This is a genomic window from Micromonospora cabrerizensis, from assembly GCF_022230955.1.
Taxonomy (GTDB): domain Bacteria; phylum Actinomycetota; class Actinomycetes; order Mycobacteriales; family Micromonosporaceae; genus Micromonospora; species Micromonospora cabrerizensis.
Genome location: NZ_JAKKFI010000081.1, coordinates 121,174 through 139,453, shown reverse-complemented (window position 1 = coordinate 139,453; position 18,280 = coordinate 121,174). Strand labels below are relative to the sequence as shown.

At 71.9% G+C, this 18,280-nt stretch carries 17 protein-coding genes and 1 pseudogene; 15 read left to right on the top strand and 3 right to left on the bottom strand.

What is annotated here, in order from left to right; genetic code table 11:
- The coding region (locus LADH09A_RS21750; protein ID WP_238647308.1) for a serine/threonine-protein kinase at window positions 1–478 on the bottom strand (478 nt) is incomplete at its 3' end.
- A gap of 538 nt (window positions 479–1,016) precedes the next feature.
- Here LADH09A_RS21750 and LADH09A_RS21745 point away from each other — a divergent pair.
- From LADH09A_RS21745 to LADH09A_RS21700, 10 genes and pseudogenes are all read left to right on the top strand, one after another.
- The gene (locus tag LADH09A_RS21745) at window positions 1,017–1,649 is read left to right on the top strand and encodes an RNA polymerase sigma factor (RefSeq protein ID WP_238647307.1); all 633 of its coding nucleotides are present in this window, start codon (window positions 1,017–1,019) and stop codon (window positions 1,647–1,649) included.
- A gap of 16 nt (window positions 1,650–1,665) precedes the next feature.
- A complete protein-coding gene (locus LADH09A_RS21740; RefSeq protein WP_238647306.1) occupies window positions 1,666–2,442 on the top strand; it encodes a hypothetical protein in 777 nt (258 codons plus the stop codon).
- A 155-nt stretch (window positions 2,443–2,597) separates the two neighbouring features.
- Window positions 2,598–3,821, top strand: a pseudogene (gene egtA / locus LADH09A_RS21735) (ergothioneine biosynthesis glutamate--cysteine ligase EgtA); the annotation flags it as partial.
- Window positions 3,822–3,971: 150 nt separating this feature from the next.
- A complete protein-coding gene (egtB, locus tag LADH09A_RS21730; protein WP_238647319.1) occupies window positions 3,972–5,309 on the top strand; it encodes an ergothioneine biosynthesis protein EgtB in 1,338 nt (445 codons plus the stop codon).
- A 32-nt stretch (window positions 5,310–5,341) separates the two neighbouring features.
- Window positions 5,342–6,088 carry an ergothioneine biosynthesis protein EgtC gene (egtC, locus tag LADH09A_RS21725; RefSeq protein WP_238647305.1) on the top strand — a complete coding sequence of 249 codons (747 nt, stop codon included), beginning with the start codon at window positions 5,342–5,344 and terminating at the stop codon, window positions 6,086–6,088.
- A gap of 63 nt (window positions 6,089–6,151) precedes the next feature.
- Window positions 6,152–7,117, top strand: coding sequence for an L-histidine N(alpha)-methyltransferase (egtD, locus tag LADH09A_RS21720; RefSeq protein ID WP_238647304.1), 966 nt, complete (start codon window positions 6,152–6,154; stop codon window positions 7,115–7,117).
- Window positions 7,118–7,332: 215 nt separating this feature from the next.
- Entirely contained in the window at window positions 7,333–7,920 is a 588-nt protein-coding gene (locus LADH09A_RS21715) for a TMEM165/GDT1 family protein (protein WP_238647318.1), read from the top strand.
- Between the two features lie 37 nt (window positions 7,921–7,957).
- The gene (locus LADH09A_RS21710) at window positions 7,958–8,320 is read left to right on the top strand and encodes a DUF1622 domain-containing protein (protein ID WP_238647303.1); all 363 of its coding nucleotides are present in this window, start codon (window positions 7,958–7,960) and stop codon (window positions 8,318–8,320) included.
- Entirely contained in the window at window positions 8,317–8,640 is a 324-nt protein-coding gene (locus LADH09A_RS21705; protein WP_238647302.1) for a hypothetical protein, read from the top strand. Before LADH09A_RS21710 ends, LADH09A_RS21705 begins: the two co-directional genes overlap by 4 nt.
- Window positions 8,641–8,644: 4 nt before the next feature.
- On the top strand, window positions 8,645–8,842 hold the full coding sequence (locus LADH09A_RS21700; protein WP_238647301.1) for a hypothetical protein: 198 nt from the start codon (window positions 8,645–8,647) through the stop codon (window positions 8,840–8,842).
- 75 nt (window positions 8,843–8,917) lie between these two features.
- On the opposite strand, the gene nhaA is transcribed toward LADH09A_RS21700, so the two are convergent.
- Window positions 8,918–10,273, bottom strand: coding sequence for a Na+/H+ antiporter NhaA (gene nhaA, locus LADH09A_RS21695; RefSeq protein WP_238647317.1), 1,356 nt, complete (start codon window positions 10,271–10,273; stop codon window positions 8,918–8,920).
- 336 nt (window positions 10,274–10,609) lie between these two features.
- On the opposite strand from nhaA, the gene LADH09A_RS21690 reads away from it, so the two are divergent.
- Window positions 10,610–12,073 carry a tyrosine-protein kinase domain-containing protein gene (locus LADH09A_RS21690; protein WP_238647300.1) on the top strand — a complete coding sequence of 488 codons (1,464 nt, stop codon included), beginning with the start codon at window positions 10,610–10,612 and terminating at the stop codon, window positions 12,071–12,073.
- Here LADH09A_RS21690 and LADH09A_RS21685 read toward each other — a convergent pair.
- On the bottom strand, window positions 12,054–12,608 hold the full coding sequence (locus LADH09A_RS21685; protein ID WP_238647299.1) for an arsenate reductase/protein-tyrosine-phosphatase family protein: 555 nt from the start codon (window positions 12,606–12,608) through the stop codon (window positions 12,054–12,056). The genes LADH09A_RS21690 and LADH09A_RS21685 overlap by 20 nt on opposite strands.
- A gap of 168 nt (window positions 12,609–12,776) precedes the next feature.
- Between LADH09A_RS21685 and LADH09A_RS21680 the strand changes: the two genes are divergently transcribed.
- The 4 genes from LADH09A_RS21680 to LADH09A_RS21665 all read left to right on the top strand — a co-directional run bounded on the left by LADH09A_RS21680 (window position 12,777) and on the right by LADH09A_RS21665 (window position 18,250).
- A complete protein-coding gene (locus LADH09A_RS21680) occupies window positions 12,777–14,024 on the top strand; it encodes a glycosyltransferase family 4 protein (protein ID WP_238647298.1) in 1,248 nt (415 codons plus the stop codon).
- A 95-nt stretch (window positions 14,025–14,119) separates the two neighbouring features.
- Window positions 14,120–15,904 (top strand): DUF4012 domain-containing protein, encoded by a 1,785-nt coding sequence (locus LADH09A_RS21675; RefSeq protein ID WP_238647297.1) that lies wholly within the window; start codon window positions 14,120–14,122, stop codon window positions 15,902–15,904.
- A gap of 13 nt (window positions 15,905–15,917) precedes the next feature.
- On the top strand, window positions 15,918–16,553 hold the full coding sequence (locus LADH09A_RS21670) for a hypothetical protein (protein ID WP_238647296.1): 636 nt from the start codon (window positions 15,918–15,920) through the stop codon (window positions 16,551–16,553).
- 1,136 nt (window positions 16,554–17,689) lie between these two features.
- Window positions 17,690–18,250, top strand: coding sequence for a hypothetical protein (locus LADH09A_RS21665; RefSeq protein ID WP_238647295.1), 561 nt, complete (start codon window positions 17,690–17,692; stop codon window positions 18,248–18,250).
- Window positions 18,251–18,280 lie beyond the last annotated feature (30 nt).

Here is an 18,280-nt window from a genome sequence, read left to right as displayed (position 1 = left end):
CGAAGTCCACCAGGACGACCGTGCCGTCCTCGTGCACCAACAGGTTGCTGGGCTTGACGTCGCGGTGAACGATGCCACCGCGGTGCGCCGCGTTCAGCGCGGCGGCCGCCTGGGCCACGATCGACATCGTCTCGGCCACGTCGAGCCGGCCGGCGGTCTCGATCCGCTTGGACAACGGCTCGCCGGCGACGAACTCCATGACGAGGTAGTCCGCACGCCCGCCGTCGGGCAGATCATCCGCGCCGCTGTCGAACACCTGCACGATGCCGGGGTGCCGCAGCGCCGCCATGATCCGGGCCTCGGCCCGGAACCGGGCGATGAAGTCGGGGTCGGAGACCAACGCCGGCAGCAGGACCTTGACCGCGACCTGCCGGCCGAGGATCAGGTCGGAGGCACGCCAGACATCGCCCATACCGCCGGTGGCGACACGTTCGTCCAAGCGGTACCGACCGCTGAGCACGACCTCCGATGACAACACCGCATTACCGTACCTAGAGCGGCGGCGCGCGGCGCGCCGCGGCCGGTCGGCCGAGTGGGTGGTACGCGTCGGGTCATCGGCTTGACCTCTGTGGACGCTGCGTCTCCGTGACCGGGCCGCGACGTGGTGTGACGAAAACTGACATCTTTCGGCATCCGAACGCCCGACGGCCGTAAAAATCCGCCCTCCGGCACGCAGCGCGAGTCGCGGGCACCGACTGTTACGACAACGCGCCGTGCGTCGGGTTGATAATTGTCACTCTTCCGTGACACGGTGCCGACTTGCTCGTCGGTGGTCCCCCTCCTAGCGTTAGCCCGGCTCGGGCCCGCCCGGCGACTTCGGCGCGCGGTCGTGCCGCGCCGCCCACCCTGGCGTCGGCCCCGGACGTCCTGCCCGGACCACTCCGGTCGAGGGCACGATCAGATCGGCGGGGGGCGGTGCGGGTGCGGGAGTTGGTCGGGCGGTCCTCTCGTACCGCGTGGTCCGCCTCCGCGCGGCGGATCGGGCCGGCGTGCCCCGGGCTGCGCACGGGTCGCGGATGACCGGCGACCTGTCGGAAGCGGTCGGCGCGGCACAGAGCGGGGACGAGGAGGCCTTCCGCTTCCTCTACCGCAGCCTCCAGCCGGGCCTGCTGCGGTACCTGACCGCACTGGTCGGCGCGGACGCCGAGGACGTCGCCTCCGAGACCTGGCTGCAGATCTCCCGTGACCTGCCCAGCTTCACCGGCGGCGAGTTCCGCGCCTGGACCGTCACCATCGCCCGCAACCGGGCGATGGACCACCTGCGCCGACTGCGCCGCCGCCCGTCACTTCCGGTCCCGGTGCAGGCGCTCGCCGACCTCGCCAGCGACGCCGACACCGCCGAGGGGGCCAGCGAGACGATCGGCACCGAGACCGCCCTGGCGCTGATCGCGACCCTGCCACCCCGCGAGGCCGAAGCCGTCCTGTTACGGGCGGTGATCGGGCTCGACGCGGGTTCCGCCGGCCGTGTGCTGGGTCGTCGGGCCGGTGCTGTCCGGACCGCCGCCCACCGAGGGCTGCGGCGGCTCGCAGCCCTGCTGGAGCGCGAGGACGCGGCCGGGTTGCCCGTCGGTGTCGAGGGGGTGCCGCCGCCCCGTACGGCCAGCGGTCCGACCCTGCGGGCGTCGCACACCGAGCCGGCGGACGGCTGACATGAGGGGATTCCCGATGAACCCGTTCCGGCGGGCCGACCATGCCGAAACCGAACGGCTGCTCGACTCCGCCCACGGGACCTTCGACGTCGTGTCGGGCCAGGCCGACGCCCCCTCGACGTCCGCCCAGGTCCAGGGGTCGGCCCCCGCCGAGCCGGTGGCGCGGCTGCTGGCGGCTGCCGCCGGCCCGGGCCTCCCCGGAGAGTTGGCTGGCGAGGACGCGGCGGTGGCCGCGTTCCGGGCGGCCCGAGCAGACCCGTCGCCGTCGGTGCCGCACCGGCCGCACGGTCGCCGTCTGACCACCGGCGCGGTGGCCTGGATCGGTGCGGTGGCCGTCACCGCGACGGCGGGTGCCGCCTTCGCCGCGGTCAGTCAGGACTGGGTGCCCGGCCCGCTCGCACCGGAACCGACCCGCACGTCACCTGCGACGGGCCCGGCTTCGCCCCGATCCGGCGAGCCCAGTCGATCGCCGTCCTCCCCGGGAAGTCCGTCTCCCGGCACTCCGTCGCACCACCCGCCGTCGCCCGGCACGCCACCTGCGCCCGGCACTCCACCGACGCACACCGCGCCTGGCGGCTCGCTGCACGGTCTGTGCCGCGCCTGGCTGGCCAAGAAGCCCGACCAGCGGGAGAAGGCACTGCGGACGCCCGCGTTCGAGAGACTGGTGACGGCCGCCGGCAGCGCCGGCCAGGTCGAGGAGTACTGCCTGCGGTTGGTGCCCGAGGCGAAGCCGTCCGCACCGTCGAAGGTCACCCCGTCACGTCCACCGACGGGCCGCCCCAGCCCGCAGTGAGTGGTCGGCGACCGGGGGCGGTCCGTTCCGCCCTGCGCCGGAAATTCGTCTGTTAGACAGAAGTTGGTGGCGCCGTGCACGCCCCGACGGTGTCGGTGGGTGGGTTTACGGTGGCAGTGTGTCGCGAAGTCGGCACACGAGAGGGGGCCGGACCGTTGGTGACGTCGCCCGAGTTGGACCGCAGCGCCATTCTGCGCGAGTCCGCAGCCGCAGGCCGGCATCTCGCCCGGATCTGCTTCAAGACCGGTCCACCGACGCACACCGGCGTCGAACTGGAATGGACCGTGCACGACGCCGCCGACCCCGTCCGCCCGGTCGATCCGACCAGGCTGCGGGCGGCGCTGGGGCGCCACAGCCCCGTCACACTGGATCCCACCAGCCCGGCCGAGCCCCTGCGGCACGGCGGCATGGTGACCCTGGAGCCGGGTGGCCAGTTGGAGATCTCCACCCCGCCCCGCGCCTCGACCGCCGCGTTGATCCGCGCCACCGAGGCCGACATCGCCCAGGTCACCGACCTGCTGGCCACCGCCGGGCTGATTCTCGGCCGCAGCGGCATCGACCCACACCGACGGCCCCGTCCGGTGTTGGAAACTCCCCGCTACCGCGCGATGCGCGGCGCCTTCGACCGGCGCGGTCCGGCCGGCCGCACCATGATGTACAGCACCGCCGGCCTCCAGATCTGTCTCGACGCCGGCGAGCCTGACCAGGTCGCTGACCGCTGGGCCACGGCCCACGCCGTCGGGCCGCCCCTGTTGGCGGCGTTCGCGTCGGCCGCCCGACACGCCGGGCGACGCACCGGCTGGGCCTCCGCCCGGATGGCCGCCTGGCTGGCCATCGACCCGGCCCGCACCCACCCGGTCTGGACGCCGGGCCACGCCGCCGAGGACCCGACCGCCACCTGGGTCCGGTACGTGCTCGCCGCGCCACTGCTCTGCCGGCGTCGGCACGGCTCCGACTGGGCCGCGCCGGCCGGTGTGACCTTCGCCGACTGGCTCGACGGCGCGCTGCCGGAACCACCCACCACCGACGATCTCGACTACCACGTCAGCACGCTCTTCCCGCCGGTACGGCCACGCGGTTACCTGGAGCTGCGCTACCTGGACGCCCAACCCGGGCGGGACTGGCGGCTCCCGCTGGCGGTGCTGAGCGCCCTCTTCCACGACCCGGGCACGCTGCGCGGCGCGTACGCGATCGCCGCGCCGGTGGCGCACCGCTGGTCGGCTGCCGCCCGGTACGGCCTGGCCGACCCCGCGCTGGCCGCTGCCGCGGCGGCGCTGCTCGACCTGGCCCTGCGCACCCTGCCCGGGCTGGACCTGCCGGCCAGCACCCACGACGACATCGAGCGAGGCGTACGAGGGCGGCTGGCCGCCGCCCAGAGGGGAGACGCCGTGAGCGCGAGGAGTGAGCCGGGGTTGCGAGCCCCGCAGTCGGGCACGGACAGAGACGCCGTGAGCGCGAGGAGTGAGCCGGGGTTGCGAGCCCCGCAGTCGGGCACGGACAGAGACGCCGTGAGCGCGAGGAGCGAAGCGGTGACCGCCAGCAGGGTCGGGCACGTCGACGGGGAGCGGTTGCGCGACCGGATCGCGGCGGAGCTGGCGCGAGCCCGTGCCCGCACCACGTTGTTGACCGAGGTGGTCGACGACGCCGACCTGATGCGCCAACACTCCCCGCTGATGTCGCCGCTGGTCTGGGACCTCGCCCACGTGGGCAACCAGGAGGAGCTGTGGTTGGTCCGCGACGTCGGGGGGCGTGAGCCGGTCCGGTGCGACATCGACGAGCTGTACGACGCGTTCAAGCAGCCGCGCCGGGACCGCCCGGCGCTGCCCCTGCTGGCGCCCGCGGAGGCGCGCGCCTACCTGGGCACGGTCCGGGACAAGGTGCATGATCTGCTCGACGCGGTGGCCTTCACCGAGCGGCCGCTGGTCGCCGACGGGTTCGCGTTCGGCATGATCGTGCAGCACGAGCAGCAGCACGACGAGACCATGCTCGCCACCCACCAACTGCGCTCGGGGCCGGCGGTGTTGCACGCGCCGTCGCCGCCGGAGCCGTCCGTGCGGGTCGGCGGGGAGGTGCTGGTGCCGGCCGGGGAGTTCACCATGGGCACCGACACCGACCCGTGGGCGTTGGACAACGAACGCCCGGCGCACCGGGTCGGCCTCCCGGCCTTTGTCATCGACGCCGCCCCGGTCACCAACGGGCAGTTCGCGGCCTTCATAGCGCAGGACGGCTACGGCGATCAGCGTTGGTGGAGCCCGGCCGGCTGGGCACATCGGCTCCGGGAGGGGCTGGCGGCGCCGATGCACTGGCGTCGGGACGGCGACGAATGGTCCTACCAGCGTTTCGGCCGGTGGAGCCGGGTGCGCGCGGACGAGCCGGTGGTGCACGTGTGCTTCTACGAGGCGCAGGCGTACGCGGCGTGGGCCGGTAAACGGTTGCCGTCCGAGGCGGAGTGGGAGAAGGCGGCCCGTTGGGACCCGGCGACCGGGCGGTCACGCCGTTACCCCTGGGGGGACGACGACCCGACCGAGGCGCACGCCAACCTCGGCCAACGTCATCTGCGGCCGGCGCCGGTGGGCGCGTACCCGGCGGGTGTCTCGCCGTTGGGGGTGCACCAGCTCATCGGTGACGTCTGGGAGTGGACGTCGAGCGCGTTCGGCGGGCATCCCGGCTTCACCGCGTTTCCCTACCGCGAATACTCGGAGGTCTTCTTCGGTGGCGACTACCGGGTGCTGCGTGGTGGCTCGTTCGGCACCGACCGTTCCGCCTGCCGGGGCACCTTCCGCAACTGGGACCATCCGATCCGCCGGCAGATCTTCAGCGGTTTCCGCTGCGCCCGCGACGCCCGGCCCGACGAGTCGTCCCGGTGAGTCACGGTGGGCTCGGCCGCCGGGGGCGCTAAATGTGTCGTCACCTGGTCTATCTGGGGCCGCCGGTCATCCTGGCCGAGGTCCTGTTCGACCCTCCGCACTCGCTGGTGCGCCAGTCCTGGGCTCCCCGGGACATGCGCGGCGGCGGCACCATCAACGCCGACGGGTTCGGCGTCGGCTGGTATCCGGGCGAGGGTGAGCCGGTGCGCTACCGGCGGGCGCAGCCGATCTGGAGCGACCCGACCATCGCCCAGCTCGCGTCGGTGACCCGCGCCGGCGCGCTGCTGGCGGCGGTGCGGTCGGCAACCGTCGGGATGGCGGTGCTCGACGGCGCTGCCGCGCCCTTCGCCGAGGGGCGGTGGTTGTTCAGCCACAACGGGGTGGTTCGTGGCTGGCCGGACGCCGTGGTGCCGCTCGCCGCCGGTCTGCCGGTCCGTGACCTGCTCACCCTGGACGCCGCCACCGACTCGGCGTTGCTCTGGGCGCTGGTGCGGCATCGGTTGCGGGCCGGCGACGACCCGGCGGACGCCGTCGGGCAGACGGTGGCCGACGTCGCCGCGGCCGCCCCCGGGTCACGGCTCAACCTGCTGCTCACCGACGGTCACCGGGCGGTGGCCAGCGTGGCCGGGCACGCCCTGTCGGTACGCGAGGGGCCCGGTTCGGTGCTGCTCGCCTCGGAGCCGCACGACGACGATCCCGGGTGGCGGGCGGTGCCGGAGGGGCATCTGGTGGTCGCCACCGCTGACGAGGTGCGGGTAGGTCCACTGCCGACCCGGTGAGTCGCACCGGTTGGGCACGCAACGGTTGATCGAGCAGAGTTGATCGAGCAGAGAGGCGAACCGATGACCGCGGAACCGCTGGAGATCTACCTCGAGGAGCGCGATCTGGAGCGTGGCCTGCGCGACGACGTCCGGGCCGGGCTCAGCGCCGGGCAGAAGTGGCTGCCGCCGAAGTGGTTCTACGACGCCCGGGGCAGTGAGTTGTTCGAGGAGATCACCCGACTTCCGGAGTACTACCCCACCCGGGCCGAGCGGGCGGTGCTGGCCGAGCGCGCCCCTGACATCGCGGCGCTGACCGGCGCCAAGACTCTGATCGAGTTGGGCTCCGGCTCGTCGGAGAAGACCCGCCTGCTGTTGGACGCGCTCACCGGTCAGGGCGGGCTGGGCACGTTCGTCCCGCTCGACGTGTCGGTCAGCGCCCTGCGGGGGTCCACCGCCCAGATCGCCGCCGACTATCCGGGCCTGCGGGTTCGGGGCATCGTGGGAGACTTCACCCGGCAACTGGACCGGCTGCCCACCGGTGGCCGGCGTCTGGTGGTGTTCCTGGGTGGCACCATCGGCAACCTGCTGCCCGCGGAGCGGGCCGGGTTCCTGACGGCGATGCGCGCCGCGCTGGAGGCCGGCGACTGGCTGCTGCTCGGCACCGACCTGGTGAAGGATCCGTCGGTGATCGTGCCCGCCTACGACGACGCGGCCGGGGTCACCGCCGAGTTCAACCGCAACGTGCTGCGGGTGATCAACCGTGAGTTGGGTGCGGATTTCGACCCGGAGGCGTTCGCTCACGTCGCCCTCTGGGACCCGGACCATGAGTGGATCGAGATGCGGTTGCGGGCGACCCGGCCGATGCGGGTGCGGGTGCTGGGCATGACCGTCGACTTCGCCGCGGGGGAGGACCTGCGCACCGAGGTCTCGGCGAAGTTTCGACCGGAGGGGATCGCCGCGGAGTTGGCCACGGCGGGCTTCGACACGACGGATTTCTGGACCGACCCGGGAGGTCTCTTCGGGGTGACGTTGGCGCGAGCCCGGTGAGCCTGTTCACCCGCCTCGAACCGGCCCGCCGATGATCGGTTAGGCTGACCGGGCGAAGGGGAGTAGCCCCCAATGTCGTGGTCGACATACTGGTGCGTTCCGCATCCGGCCACGCGGCCTCGGTTTCCGAGGCGGGCGAGACCTTCGACTCAGGCTGTTGCAGCCGGGTCGAGGGCGCCCCTGTACCTCCTCCCGGCATGAGCGGGAAGGACGTCATGGAGGGATTTTTCGCCGCGCTGGTCGTCAGCTTCGGCGTCATCTTCGTCGCCGAGCTGGGGGACAAGTCCCAGCTGATGGCGCTGACCTTCGCCACGCGGTTCAAGCCGGTTCCGGTGCTGATCGGCATCACCGTCGCCACGGCGGTGGTGCACCTGGCGTCGGTGGCCATCGGCGCGGGTCTCGGGGCGGTGTTGCCGACCGAGTGGATCTCCCTGGTGGCCGGTGTGGCGTTCCTTGGTTTCGGGGCGTGGACCCTGCGCGGGGACAAGCTCACCGAGGAGGAGAAGCGCAAGGCCGAGAAGACCAACAAGACCGCGCTGGTCGCGGTGTCGGTGGCGTTCTTCCTGGCCGAGCTGGGTGACAAGACGATGCTTGCCACGATCACGCTGGCCACCAAGTACGGCTGGTTCGGCACCTGGCTCGGCTCCACCCTGGGCATGGTGGCGGCGGACGCGTTGGCCATCCTGGTCGGCCGGATGCTCGGTCGCCGGCTGCCGGAGAAGGCCATCAAGTACGGCGCCGCGATCCTGTTCGCCATCTCCGGTCTCTGGTTGATCCTGGAGGCGGTGAACGAGCTGACCTGAGCCGACTAGCTGCACCGAGGGCGGGTAACGGCCCGGGGTGGAGCCGGCCGAGCTGTTGCGTCAGGGCGACCAGGTGCTGGTGGCCGTGGTGGAGGTGGCCGGCGCACTGGTGATCTTCGTTGGCGCGGTCTGGGCGGCGGTGCGGTTCGTGGTCGAGGGGCTACGACACCGCTCCGCCGCCCGTTTCACGCCGATCCGGCTCTCGCTCGGCCGGTTCCTGACCCTCGGCCTCGAATTCCAGTTGGCGGCCGACGTGCTGCGGACCGCGGTGTCGCCGTCGTTCGAGCAGATCGGTCAACTGGCGGCCATCGCGACGATCCGAACGGCGTTGAACTACTTCCTGGGCCGGGAGATCCGTCAGGAGCAGCGCCAGGTGACCGAGGGGGAGTCTCCCCGGTGATCGGCATCCTGCTCACGGCGGTCACCGCTCTGGCCCTGGTCGTCGGGGTGGTCACGGTGCTCAGCACCGGGGCGCTGCGAACCGGCGTCCGGCTGCTGTTGGACCTGCTGACGGCGGCCGGTCTGCTGCGGCTGGCTGGCGACCCCGGCTGGAACGGCCTGGCCGGCGCGGTGGCGATCATCGCCCTGCGTCAACTGCTCGGGGCGGCACTGAGCGCTCCACCGCCGTGGTCCGGACGACAATCCCCGCCACCCTGCGGCGGGGACGATCACCACCTACCGTTGGCGCTGAGACGTGGAACCGGGAAAATGGGAGGATAACCATATGAGCCGGCACGACGAACCGAACGAGTACGGCTTCTCCGGGGCGGGCACCGCTCCCGAGCCGCCGCCCGGCGGCAAGGCCGACGAGCAGGATCGCGTCGAGGCGGTGGCGGTGCCGGGCGACGACCTCACCGCCCCGGCGGCGGAGGCGGTTGTCGAGGAGACCGAGGACCTGCCACCCGCCGATCGTCGCCGCTGACCGGCAGCCCGTCGTGCCGCAGGCACGCGGCGGGCCGCGCGGGTCGGCCGTTCGCCGGCCCGCGCCGCCACCCGCTCAGCCGCCGGCGGGCCGCTGGTAGACGTCGGGCACGCCGTCGCCGTCGGCGTCGAGCCGCTCCCGCTCCGCCACCCGGCGGTACGTCGCGTTGCGGCGGACGAGCACCGTGGCGGCCAGGCCGGCGGAGATCACCGACCCGAGCAGCACGGCCACCTTGACCCGACCGTCGGTCGTGCTGCCGGCACCGAAGGCCAGATCGCCGATGAGCAGCGAGACGGTGAACCCGACGCCGGCCAACAGGGCGATCCCGAGCAGGTCCGCCCAGGTGATGTCCTCGTCCAGTTCGGCGCGGGTGAACCGGGCCAGCAGGTACGTCGAGCCGAAGATGCCGATGCTCTTGCCGAGGACCAGGCCGGCGACGACGGCGATCACGACCGGGTCGGTCAGCAGGGCGCCGAGGTCGCTGCCGCGCAGCGTGACCCCGGCGGCGAACAGCGCGAAGACCGGCACCGCGAAGCCGGCCGACACCGGGCGCCACCGGTGCTCCAGGCGTGCGGCGAGCCCGCCCTCGTCCGACCCGGTAGCCGGTTGGCCACCGGCCATCGTGCGGCGGCGGGCCAGCACCGGGACCGTGAAACCGAGCAGGACGCCGGCCACCGTGGCGTGCACACCCGAGGCGTGCACCAGCGCCCAGGCGGCGGTCGCGAGGGGGATCAGCGCCCACCACCAGGTGCGCCCGCGCTGCACCAGCAGGGCGAAGAGCCCGATCGGCACCAGCGCCGCGAGCAGCGGAACAGGGTGGAAGTCGGCGGTGTAGAAGACCGCGATGATGGTGATCGCGAAGAGGTCGTCGACCACGGCGAGGGTGAGCAGGAAGGCGCGCAGGCCCTGGGGCAGGTGTGAGCTGACCACCGCGAGCACGGCCAGCGCGAAGGCGATGTCGGTCGCGGTGGGGATGGCCCAGCCGCGCAGTCCCTCCCCGCCGGCGCTCAGGACGACCCCCACGTAGAACAGCGCCGGCAGCAGCATCCCCCCGAGGGCGGCCACCACGGGCAGCACCGCCCTGCGTGGGTCACGCAGTTCACCGGCCACGAACTCCCGCTTGAGTTCCAGACCCACCACGAAGAAGAAGATGGCCAGCAGGCCGTCCGCCGCCCAGGTGGCCACGTCCAGGTCGAGGTGCGCAAACGCGCCGCCGGGCCAGGGCACCCAGGCCCCGAGTCGGGTGTACGAGGCCGACCAGGGGGAGTTGGCCCAGGTCAGCGCGATCACGGCACCGAGCAGCAGCAGCGCGCCACCGACCGTCTCGGTGCGCAGCACGTCGGCCAGGTGTCGAGCCTGCGGCCACGACGAGCGGGAGAACAGCCGGGTCCGCTGCGGGCGCTGCTCGGATGGCGGGGTGCGGGAGGTCATGTGCGGGGTCACCTCGGGAGTCAGGACGGCAGGAATCCACTCGCCGACCAGACTTCCCGGCACACCGCTGCCGACCCTATCCGGCTTCGTGTCCGGCGGCGAACGGTGGGCCGATCGGATGCCACCCGATCGGCTTTCGACTTTTTCCTCGGTGTCGCCGCAGCCGAATGGGTGTTTGTCGGGTTGGTCATGCGGATGCACAACGCACAGCGGAAAATACCTAACTCCGGACATAAGGCGCATCAACCGCTTTAATGGTTTCACGGGTTTCGAGACGACCTTGGGGGATTTCGTGAAGTTTTCTGGCGTAACCGGACCGGCACGGAGGCGCTCCTGATGGACCTGCTCCGCCATTTGCGTCACGTGCGTCGGCACTGGTGGGTACCGCTGATCACGATCATGGTGGCTCTGGGCGTCTCGGCGTTCGTGACCGTGCGGGCCCAACCCCGGTACGTCGCCTCGGTGACCTTCTTCGTCACCACCCCCAACTCCGGCATCAGCGAGGCCTACCAGGGTGGGCTCTTCCTCCAGCAGCGTGTCAAGTCGTACGCCGACCTGCTCAGCAGCGACCGGCTGGCGCAGAGCGTGGTGGCCGAGACGCCGGTGGGCCTCACCGCGGACGAGGTGCAGCGCCGGGTGAGCACCTCGACCGAGACCGGCACGGTTCTGCTGCGGGCGTCGGTCACCGACACCGACCAGACCCGCGCGCTGCGGGTGACGGAAACCCTCGCGGCGAAGTTCGTCGAACTGGTGCAGAAGGTCGAGACGACGCCCGAAGGCAAGGCACCGATCAAGATCGAAGTAGTCAGCGGCCCGCGGGTGAGCGCCAACCCCGTCTCGCCGCAGCCGGTCCGCAACCTCACCCTCGGCGGCCTGATCGGGCTGCTCCTCGGCGTCGGCCTGGCGATCCTGCGCGGCATCGCCGACGTGCGGTTGCGCGACTCCGCCGGCCTGCAACGCGCCACCGGCAGCCCGCTGCTCGGCGAGATCCCGTTCGAGGCCAGCGCCCGCACCGCGCCGCTGATCGTGGGCGAGGCCGCGACCTCGGCGCGTGCCGAGGCGGTTCGCAAGCTGCGGACCAACCTGCGCTTCGTCGATGTCCACGAGCCGGCCCGGGTCATCGCCGTGACCAGCGCCCTGCAGGGCGAGGGCAAGACGACTCTCTCCTGCAACCTGGCGATCGCGCTCGCCGAGGCCGGCTGGCGGGTCCTGCTGGTCGACGCGGACCTGCGCCGTCCGAAGGTCGACGACTACCTGGGCCTGGACGCTGGCGTCGGCCTCACCGACGTGCTGGTCGGCGACGTGCAGGTCGGGGATGTCGTGCAGCGCTGGGGGGACAAGTCGCTACTGGTGCTGCCCAGCGGGTCCGCACCGCCGAACCCGAGCGAGCTGCTCGGCTCGAAGGCCATGTCGGACCTGTTGCTGGCGCTGCGCGAGTCGGCGGACATCGTGATCATCGATACCGCTCCGCTGCTTGCGGTGACCGACGGCGTGGTCGTCGCCGTGCAGGCCGACGGTGCCCTGCTGGTGACCCAGCAGGGCCGTACCTCCCGGACCCAGGTGGCCGCCGCGGCCCGCTCGCTGCACTCGGTCTCGGTCCGGCTGCTCGGCTGCGTGCTGAACATGGCGAAGGTGGCCAAGGCCGAGACGTACCAGTACGAGGCCTACCGGGTGGTCGCCTCGACGCCCAAGACGTCGGTGCCGACCGACCGGGGCGCGTCCGGCAAGCACGTCGCGACCACCGACGGGGTCAACGGCGTCGTCGACCACACCCAGGAACTCACCCGGTTGCCCCGATGAGCGCGGCGAGGGGTCGCAGTGACCGTTCGATCTCCTCGGCGCAGCGTCGGAAGTCGGCGGCGGTGCCGCCGATCGGGTCCCGGAGGTCGTCCGCCTCCGGGGCGGCAGGTTGCAGCCGTCCCCGGGCCTGGGCGGCGGCGGCGATCGCCGCGCCCAACGGGTCGTCGGTCGACCCGTCGAGCGGCTCGGCCGCCGCGGCCAGCCGGCCGAACTGGCGCACGGTGAACGTCCGGTGCAGCGCCGCCGGTGCCAGCGCGGTGCAGACCGAGCGCTGGCGCCGGGTCGCGGTCAGCACCAGCGTCGCGTCGGCCAGGTACTCCGGGCGCAACCCCCGGGTCCGGAACGCCGCCGGGCCGTCGCCGCTGTCGGCCACGACCTCCATCGCGTACGGGTGCATCGCCAGCCCGTCGATCGCGTCGGTGCCGGCGCTGGCCACGGTGACGGGCCGGTCGGCCAACAGCTGGCGGGCCAGGAACTCGGCCATCGGCGACCGGCACAGGTTGGCGTGGCAGACGAACAACACGCGATCAGCCATCGGTGCCCCTCTCATCGGTGCGGACGCGGGTGTCCGCACCGCGAGGGCGGTGCGTCGACGCCGAAGGCCGCGCGGGGAGGGGTTGACGGCATCGTACGCGCGCCGGACGCCTGCCGGTCGTGGTGCCGCGCCGACCGACGTCGATCGGCGCCGGACGGGGGCGCTGCGGTGAAGATCGGCATCCTGTCGTACCACTTCCCGCCCGAGCCGGCGTTCATCCCGGGCAGCCTCGCCGAGGAGCTGGCCGCGCGCGGGCACGAGGTCCGGGTGCTCACCGGCTTCCCGGACTACCCCGGTGGGCACGTCTATCCCGGCTGGCGGCAGCGTTGGCACCACGAGACGCACAGCGAACGGCTGACCGTGCGACGGGTGCCGCGCTATTCCGGTCGTGCCGCGTCCACCGGAACGCGGATGGCCAGCTATCTCTCCTTCGCCGGCAGCGCGACGCTGGCCGCGCGCCGCTACCTGCGCGACGTGGACGCGCTCTACGTCTTCCAACTGCCGGCGACGACGTTCGCCACCGCCGGGGTGCTCCGGCTGCTCGGGCAGGTGCCGGCGGTGCTGCACGTGCAGGATGTCTGGGCCTCGGACGGCGCCGACGAGACGGGCGAGGGCCGCTTCGCGGCGCGGATGGGCAGCGCGATGACCCGGATCTACCGGGCCGCGGCCCGGATCGCGGTGGCCGCGCCGTCGATGCGGGATCTCGTGGTCGCCGCGGGTGCCGACCCGACCCGGGTCCGACTGGTGCTGAACTGGACCGACGAGCGGATCTTCCATCCGGTGACGCCCGGCGCGGCGGCCCGTCAGCTCATCCGACGGGACGGCCGGTGCGTGGTGATGCACGCCGGGACCATCGGCGCGCGGCAGGGGCTGGAGACGGCGGTCCGGGCGGCGGCGGCACTGGACCGGACGATGGATCTGGTCCTGGTCGGTTCGGGGGCGGCTGAGCGGCGGGTGCGGGGGCTCGCCGCCGAGCTGGGGGCGGACAACGTCCGCTTCGTGGAGCGACGGTCACCGGTCGACATGCCCGAGCTGTACGCCGCCGCCGACTATCAGCTGGTCATGCTGCGTGACCTTCCGGAGCTGCGCGGCACGGTGCCGGGCAAGCTCCAGGCCGCGCTCTCGTGCGCCGCACCGGTGGTGGCGTCGGCCGGTGGAGACACGGCCGAGCTGGTCGAGCGCGCCAGGGCTGGGCTTTCCTGCCCTCCGGAGGACTGGGCTGCTCTGGCCGACCGGTTCTGGTTGGCCGCGACCATTCCTGCGCCGACCCGCGCCGAGATGGGTCGGCGGGGGCGGGCGGCGTACCTGCGGGAGATGTCGTTGCCCGCCGGTGTGGACCGGATCGAGCAGCTGCTGCACGAGGCGGCGGGGCGATTCGCGCAGCCAGCCGGCGAATCGCGAAGGAACTTCGCTTAAACGGCAATAAATGCAATAAGCGTACGAAGTTCCCCGAGGCGTGCTAAGAACGTCAGGGAATCGACCATCTGTCCGGTTCCGAACGGGAGTGTGGTGTGACGGAAAGCGAACGGCCGACCCGGCGGCGGAGCCGCTCCCGGCGTCGTCGGCGTGCCCGACTGCGCCGCGTCCTCCTCAGTGCCCTGGTGGTCGGCTCGCTGCTGCTGGCAGCCGGCGGGTGGGTCGGCTTCCGCGGCTGGCAGGCACGCGCCCACCTGCTCAACGCCGCCGGTCTGGCTCGCGAGCTGAGCGCCCAGGTGGTCGGTGGGGACACCGACCGTGCTCTGCGGACGCTCGCCGCTCTGCAGGCGCAGTCGGGCGCGGCCCGCAAGGCGACGAGTGACCCGAGTTGGCAGATCGGTCGGCGTACCCCGGTCGCCGGCGACGACCTCGACGCCGTCCGGCAGATCGCCATCGCCATCGACGAGCTGGCCCGGCAGGCGTTCCCGACCCTGCTCCGGACGGATCTGACCAGCCTGGTGCCGGCCGGCGGCCGACTGGACCTGGCCCGGCTCGGCGACGTATCCGCCGAACTGACCCGCGCGGACGAGTCGGTGCAGCGGACACGTCGAGACCTGGCCGCGGTGCCGACCGAGAGCTTGGTCAGTCAGGTCCGGCAGGCGCTGGTCGACCTGCGCGGCGAGATCGACCGCCTGTCCAGCCTCACCTCGGCCGCCGACCAGGGAGCCCGCCTGTTGCCGCCACTGCTCGGCGCGAGCGGCCCGCGACGATACCTACTGGTCTCGCAGAACCTCGCCGAGTTGCGCGCCACCGGCGGCATGTTCGGCGCGTACGCGATCATGGATGCGGAGAACGGCAAGGTGAAGATGGGCAAGCAGGGCAGCAGTGCCTCGCTCGGCCAGTTCACCCCGGCGTTGAAGCTGCCCGCCGAGACCCGCGCGCTCTGGACCGATCTGCCCGGCATCTACCCGGCCGACGTGAACCTGTCCCCGCATTTCCCGACCGCCGCGGCGCTGTACCGCGAGATGTTCCGCCGTAAGACGGGCACCACCGTCGACGGCGTGCTCGCCGTGGACCCGGTGGTGCTGTCGTACCTGCTCAAGGCGACCGGCCCGGTCCTGGTGCCCGGCGGGGTCCCGCTCGCCAGCGAGAAGGTCGTGCAGACCCTGCTCAACGACAGCTACCAACGGCTGACCGTGAAGCAGCAGGACGAGTTCTTCGCGTCGTCGGCAGCCTCGGTGTTTGATGCCTTCTTCAAGAAGAATGTCAACCCGCGGGTGTTGTTGTCCGCATTTGACCGTGCTATCACCGAACGGCGGATATTGTTCTGGAGTGCCCGACCTGAGGAACAGCGGACCTTCGGCGACAGCCGGATGGCCGGGACGCTTCCGGAACAGGACACCGTGCCGACCGTCGGCGTGTTCCTCAACGACGGCAGCGGCGCGAAGCTCGGCTACTACCTGCGGCCGGCGGCGAACATGACGGTCGGCGAATGCCGGCCCGACGGACGCCGTGAGCTCCGGTTGCGGGTCACCCTGCGTTCGACGGCGCCGAAGTCCGGACTTAGCGAGTCGGTCCTCGGCCTCGGCCTGGCTGGCGATCCGTACACCGCCCGCACGTTGGTGTCGATCTTCAGCCCTGCCGGCGGGGCGGTGCTCGATGCCCGGCTCGACGGGGCCGAGACGGCCCTGGGCAGCGGCACCGAACGCCGCCGCCAGGTCGCAACGGCCAGCGTCGACGTTGGCCCCGGCGCCGAAAGGGCGCTGGAGGTCACCGTGCTGACGGCCAAGACCGGCGTCGGCCAGGCCGAACTGCGGCTGACCCCCACCGCCAGCCCCTGGACCACCCAAGTTCATTCCGCACCAAGCTGTGACCAGTAGGAGGGAACCAATCATGCGGCTATCCCGCATCATCATGGCGCTCACGGTCGGCCTGGCCGTGGTGGCCGTGCCGACGGCAGCGGGGGCGGCACAGCCGCAGCCGACGCCCAGCACCACGGCGACCACTGACCCGCCGCAGCCGCCGCCGTATCCGCCGGCCGCCGCGCTGCTCACCGTCAACCGGCCGACGATCTTCCTCGGCGAGACGGTCGTCCTGACCGGCACCGGTTTCGGTCCGAACGAGACCGTCGACATCGCGGTGACGGTGACCCCGATCGCCGCCCCCGCCGGCGGTCAGGCTCCGGCTCGCCGCAGCGACGGCAGCACCGTGGCCATGGTCCCGGTCGCCCAGCAGGCGAGCGCGCCCCTGAACTTCACGGCGAACACCAACGCCCAGGGTCGCTTCACCAAGAGCTACAAGCCGTCGGTGACCGGTCTGCTGACCTTCACCGCGACCGGTCGCGAGTCCGGTCGTACGGCCACCACCGAGCTGCGGGTGCTGCACAAGAAGCAGCCGCTGCCCGTCACGGGTGACAGCCTGGGCACGCCCATGAAGCTGGGCGGCGGCCTGGTCGGCGCCGGAGCGATCATGCTGCTGCTGACCCTGGCCTGGCGTCGCCGCCAGCGCCTCGGCGGTGCCGCGCACTAACCCGCACCACCGGGCAACGCCCGGATCGCACTGAGGCTGGCGCCCGTCGGACCACTCCGACGGGCGCCAGTCTGTGACATGTCGCCCTTCGGACGGGCGGCGCGGGCCTGGTGGCCGGTACGGACCAGGTGCTGACTCCGATGGGCGTCAGTCTGGGAGATGTCGCCCGAGGGGCGATCTCCCACTGGGAGGTCTTCGCGTCCGGGCCCGAGCCACAATCGTTCATCCGAACGGTCACAGACCGCTCACCTCGGCTTTTGTCCGCTTCGCGTAGCCCGCCGTCGTGGACGCTCGTTGATCGACTCGGCTTCCTTGAAGTCGGGGTGTCCGCCCGCCCAGGTCACCGCGATTTCCTCTAGATCGACTCGGGTTTCTTGAAGGCGGGGTATCAAGCCATCCTGGATACCGCGGTTTGCAGAAAGTCGCGTGGATCAAGGCCTGATCGAGGTGCCTTGAGGCGGCTGACGCTCTGCGAAAGGAATTTTGTCCGGTATGGGCGGTTGGCCGGGCGTGGGGATGACCCCGTTACGAGGTCTGGAGGGCTTTGGCCTGTGACCGGTCGCACCGGTGGGGCGGAATGGTGGCCGGGGCGGGGTCGTTACATACCCTGAGGATCGCAGGACCACCGGCCCGCCGCCCCGCCGAGGATTGGTGGGGGTTGGAATGTCGACCTCGGCCGGATCGTTGGAGTCTCCCGAGATGACCGCACGAGCACCCCGCTTATTGGGGGTGTCACGGGACGGGCCAACCCCGGAATGACCCCGGCCCCCCGGTCGTTGCAGTCCCCGCGAACGACCACCCGCCACCGCTTTCCTAGAGGGTGTCGGTGGATGGGCCACCGGGAATGACCCCCGGCCCCCGGTCGTTACACATGGACCCGGCGCCACAAGCCCCCGCTCGTGACCCCGGAACCCCGGCGCCCGAGCCCCCCGCTCGTAGGCCGCCAACCCAGGCGCCCGAGCCCCCCCGCTCATAGGCCGCCAACCCCGGCGTCATGAGCCCCCGGCTTGCCAGACGTCGACCTCCCCAGTCTTTTCACTCGTATTTGATGCAGCGCCGGACGAGGTGCTCACACCCTGTACCGCCGACCCCCATTGGTGGCCTGGGTGTTTCCTACCCCCGAAGGAGCTTCCCCCATGAACACGATCTTCCGTAAGAGCATGCTGTCCGTTGCTGGTCTCGCGTTCGCCGGTGGTGTGTTCGCCGGTCCGATCGCCGCGCACGCCAACCCGGTTGATGCCAAGCCCGTCGCCGTGGCGGTGCAGTCGGGTGCGCCGAAGCCGCAGGGCGACCAGTCCCACATCACGTTGAATGATGAGCAGACCGCGAACGTCAAGGCGATCATCGCCGCGACGAAGAAGGCCGGCCTGCCCGAGCGGGCCGCGGTCATCTCGATCGCCACGAGCCTGCAGGAGTCGAAGTTGGAGAACCTGGGTCACCTCGGCGACGCCAACGACCACGACTCGCTGGGCCTGTTCCAGCAGCGCCCGACCAGCGGTTGGGGCACCCCGGAACAGATCACGAACCCGGAGTACTCCACGACGGCGTTCCTCAAGGGCCTCAAGCAGGTCGACGGGTGGCAGGACATGCCCCTGACCGACGCCGCCCAGACCGTGCAGGTCTCGGCGTACCCGGACGCGTACGCCCAGTGGGAGCAGCAGGCCACCGACCTGGTCGGCCAGCACTGGAACAGCTGACCCCCACACCGAACGACCCGACCACTGGCC

Coding starts and splice junctions, on each gene's coding strand:
- LADH09A_RS21740 (WP_238647306.1), top strand. CDS start 1,666: ATGAACCCGTTCCGGCGGGCCGACCATGCCGAAACCGAACGGCTGCTC.
- LADH09A_RS21700 (WP_238647301.1), top strand. CDS start 8,645: ATGAGCCGGCACGACGAACCGAACGAGTACGGCTTCTCCGGGGCGGGC.
- LADH09A_RS21665 (WP_238647295.1), top strand. CDS start 17,690: ATGAACACGATCTTCCGTAAGAGCATGCTGTCCGTTGCTGGTCTCGCG.
- egtD (WP_238647304.1), top strand. CDS start 6,152: ATGACCGCGGAACCGCTGGAGATCTACCTCGAGGAGCGCGATCTGGAG.
- LADH09A_RS21690 (WP_238647300.1), top strand. CDS start 10,610: ATGGACCTGCTCCGCCATTTGCGTCACGTGCGTCGGCACTGGTGGGTA.
- LADH09A_RS21745 (WP_238647307.1), top strand. CDS start 1,017: ATGACCGGCGACCTGTCGGAAGCGGTCGGCGCGGCACAGAGCGGGGAC.
- LADH09A_RS21670 (WP_238647296.1), top strand. CDS start 15,918: ATGCGGCTATCCCGCATCATCATGGCGCTCACGGTCGGCCTGGCCGTG.
- egtC (WP_238647305.1), top strand. CDS start 5,342: ATGTGTCGTCACCTGGTCTATCTGGGGCCGCCGGTCATCCTGGCCGAG.
- LADH09A_RS21685 (WP_238647299.1), bottom strand. CDS start 12,608: ATGGCTGATCGCGTGTTGTTCGTCTGCCACGCCAACCTGTGCCGGTCG.
- LADH09A_RS21715 (WP_238647318.1), top strand. CDS start 7,333: ATGGAGGGATTTTTCGCCGCGCTGGTCGTCAGCTTCGGCGTCATCTTC.
- nhaA (WP_238647317.1), bottom strand. CDS start 10,273: ATGACCTCCCGCACCCCGCCATCCGAGCAGCGCCCGCAGCGGACCCGG.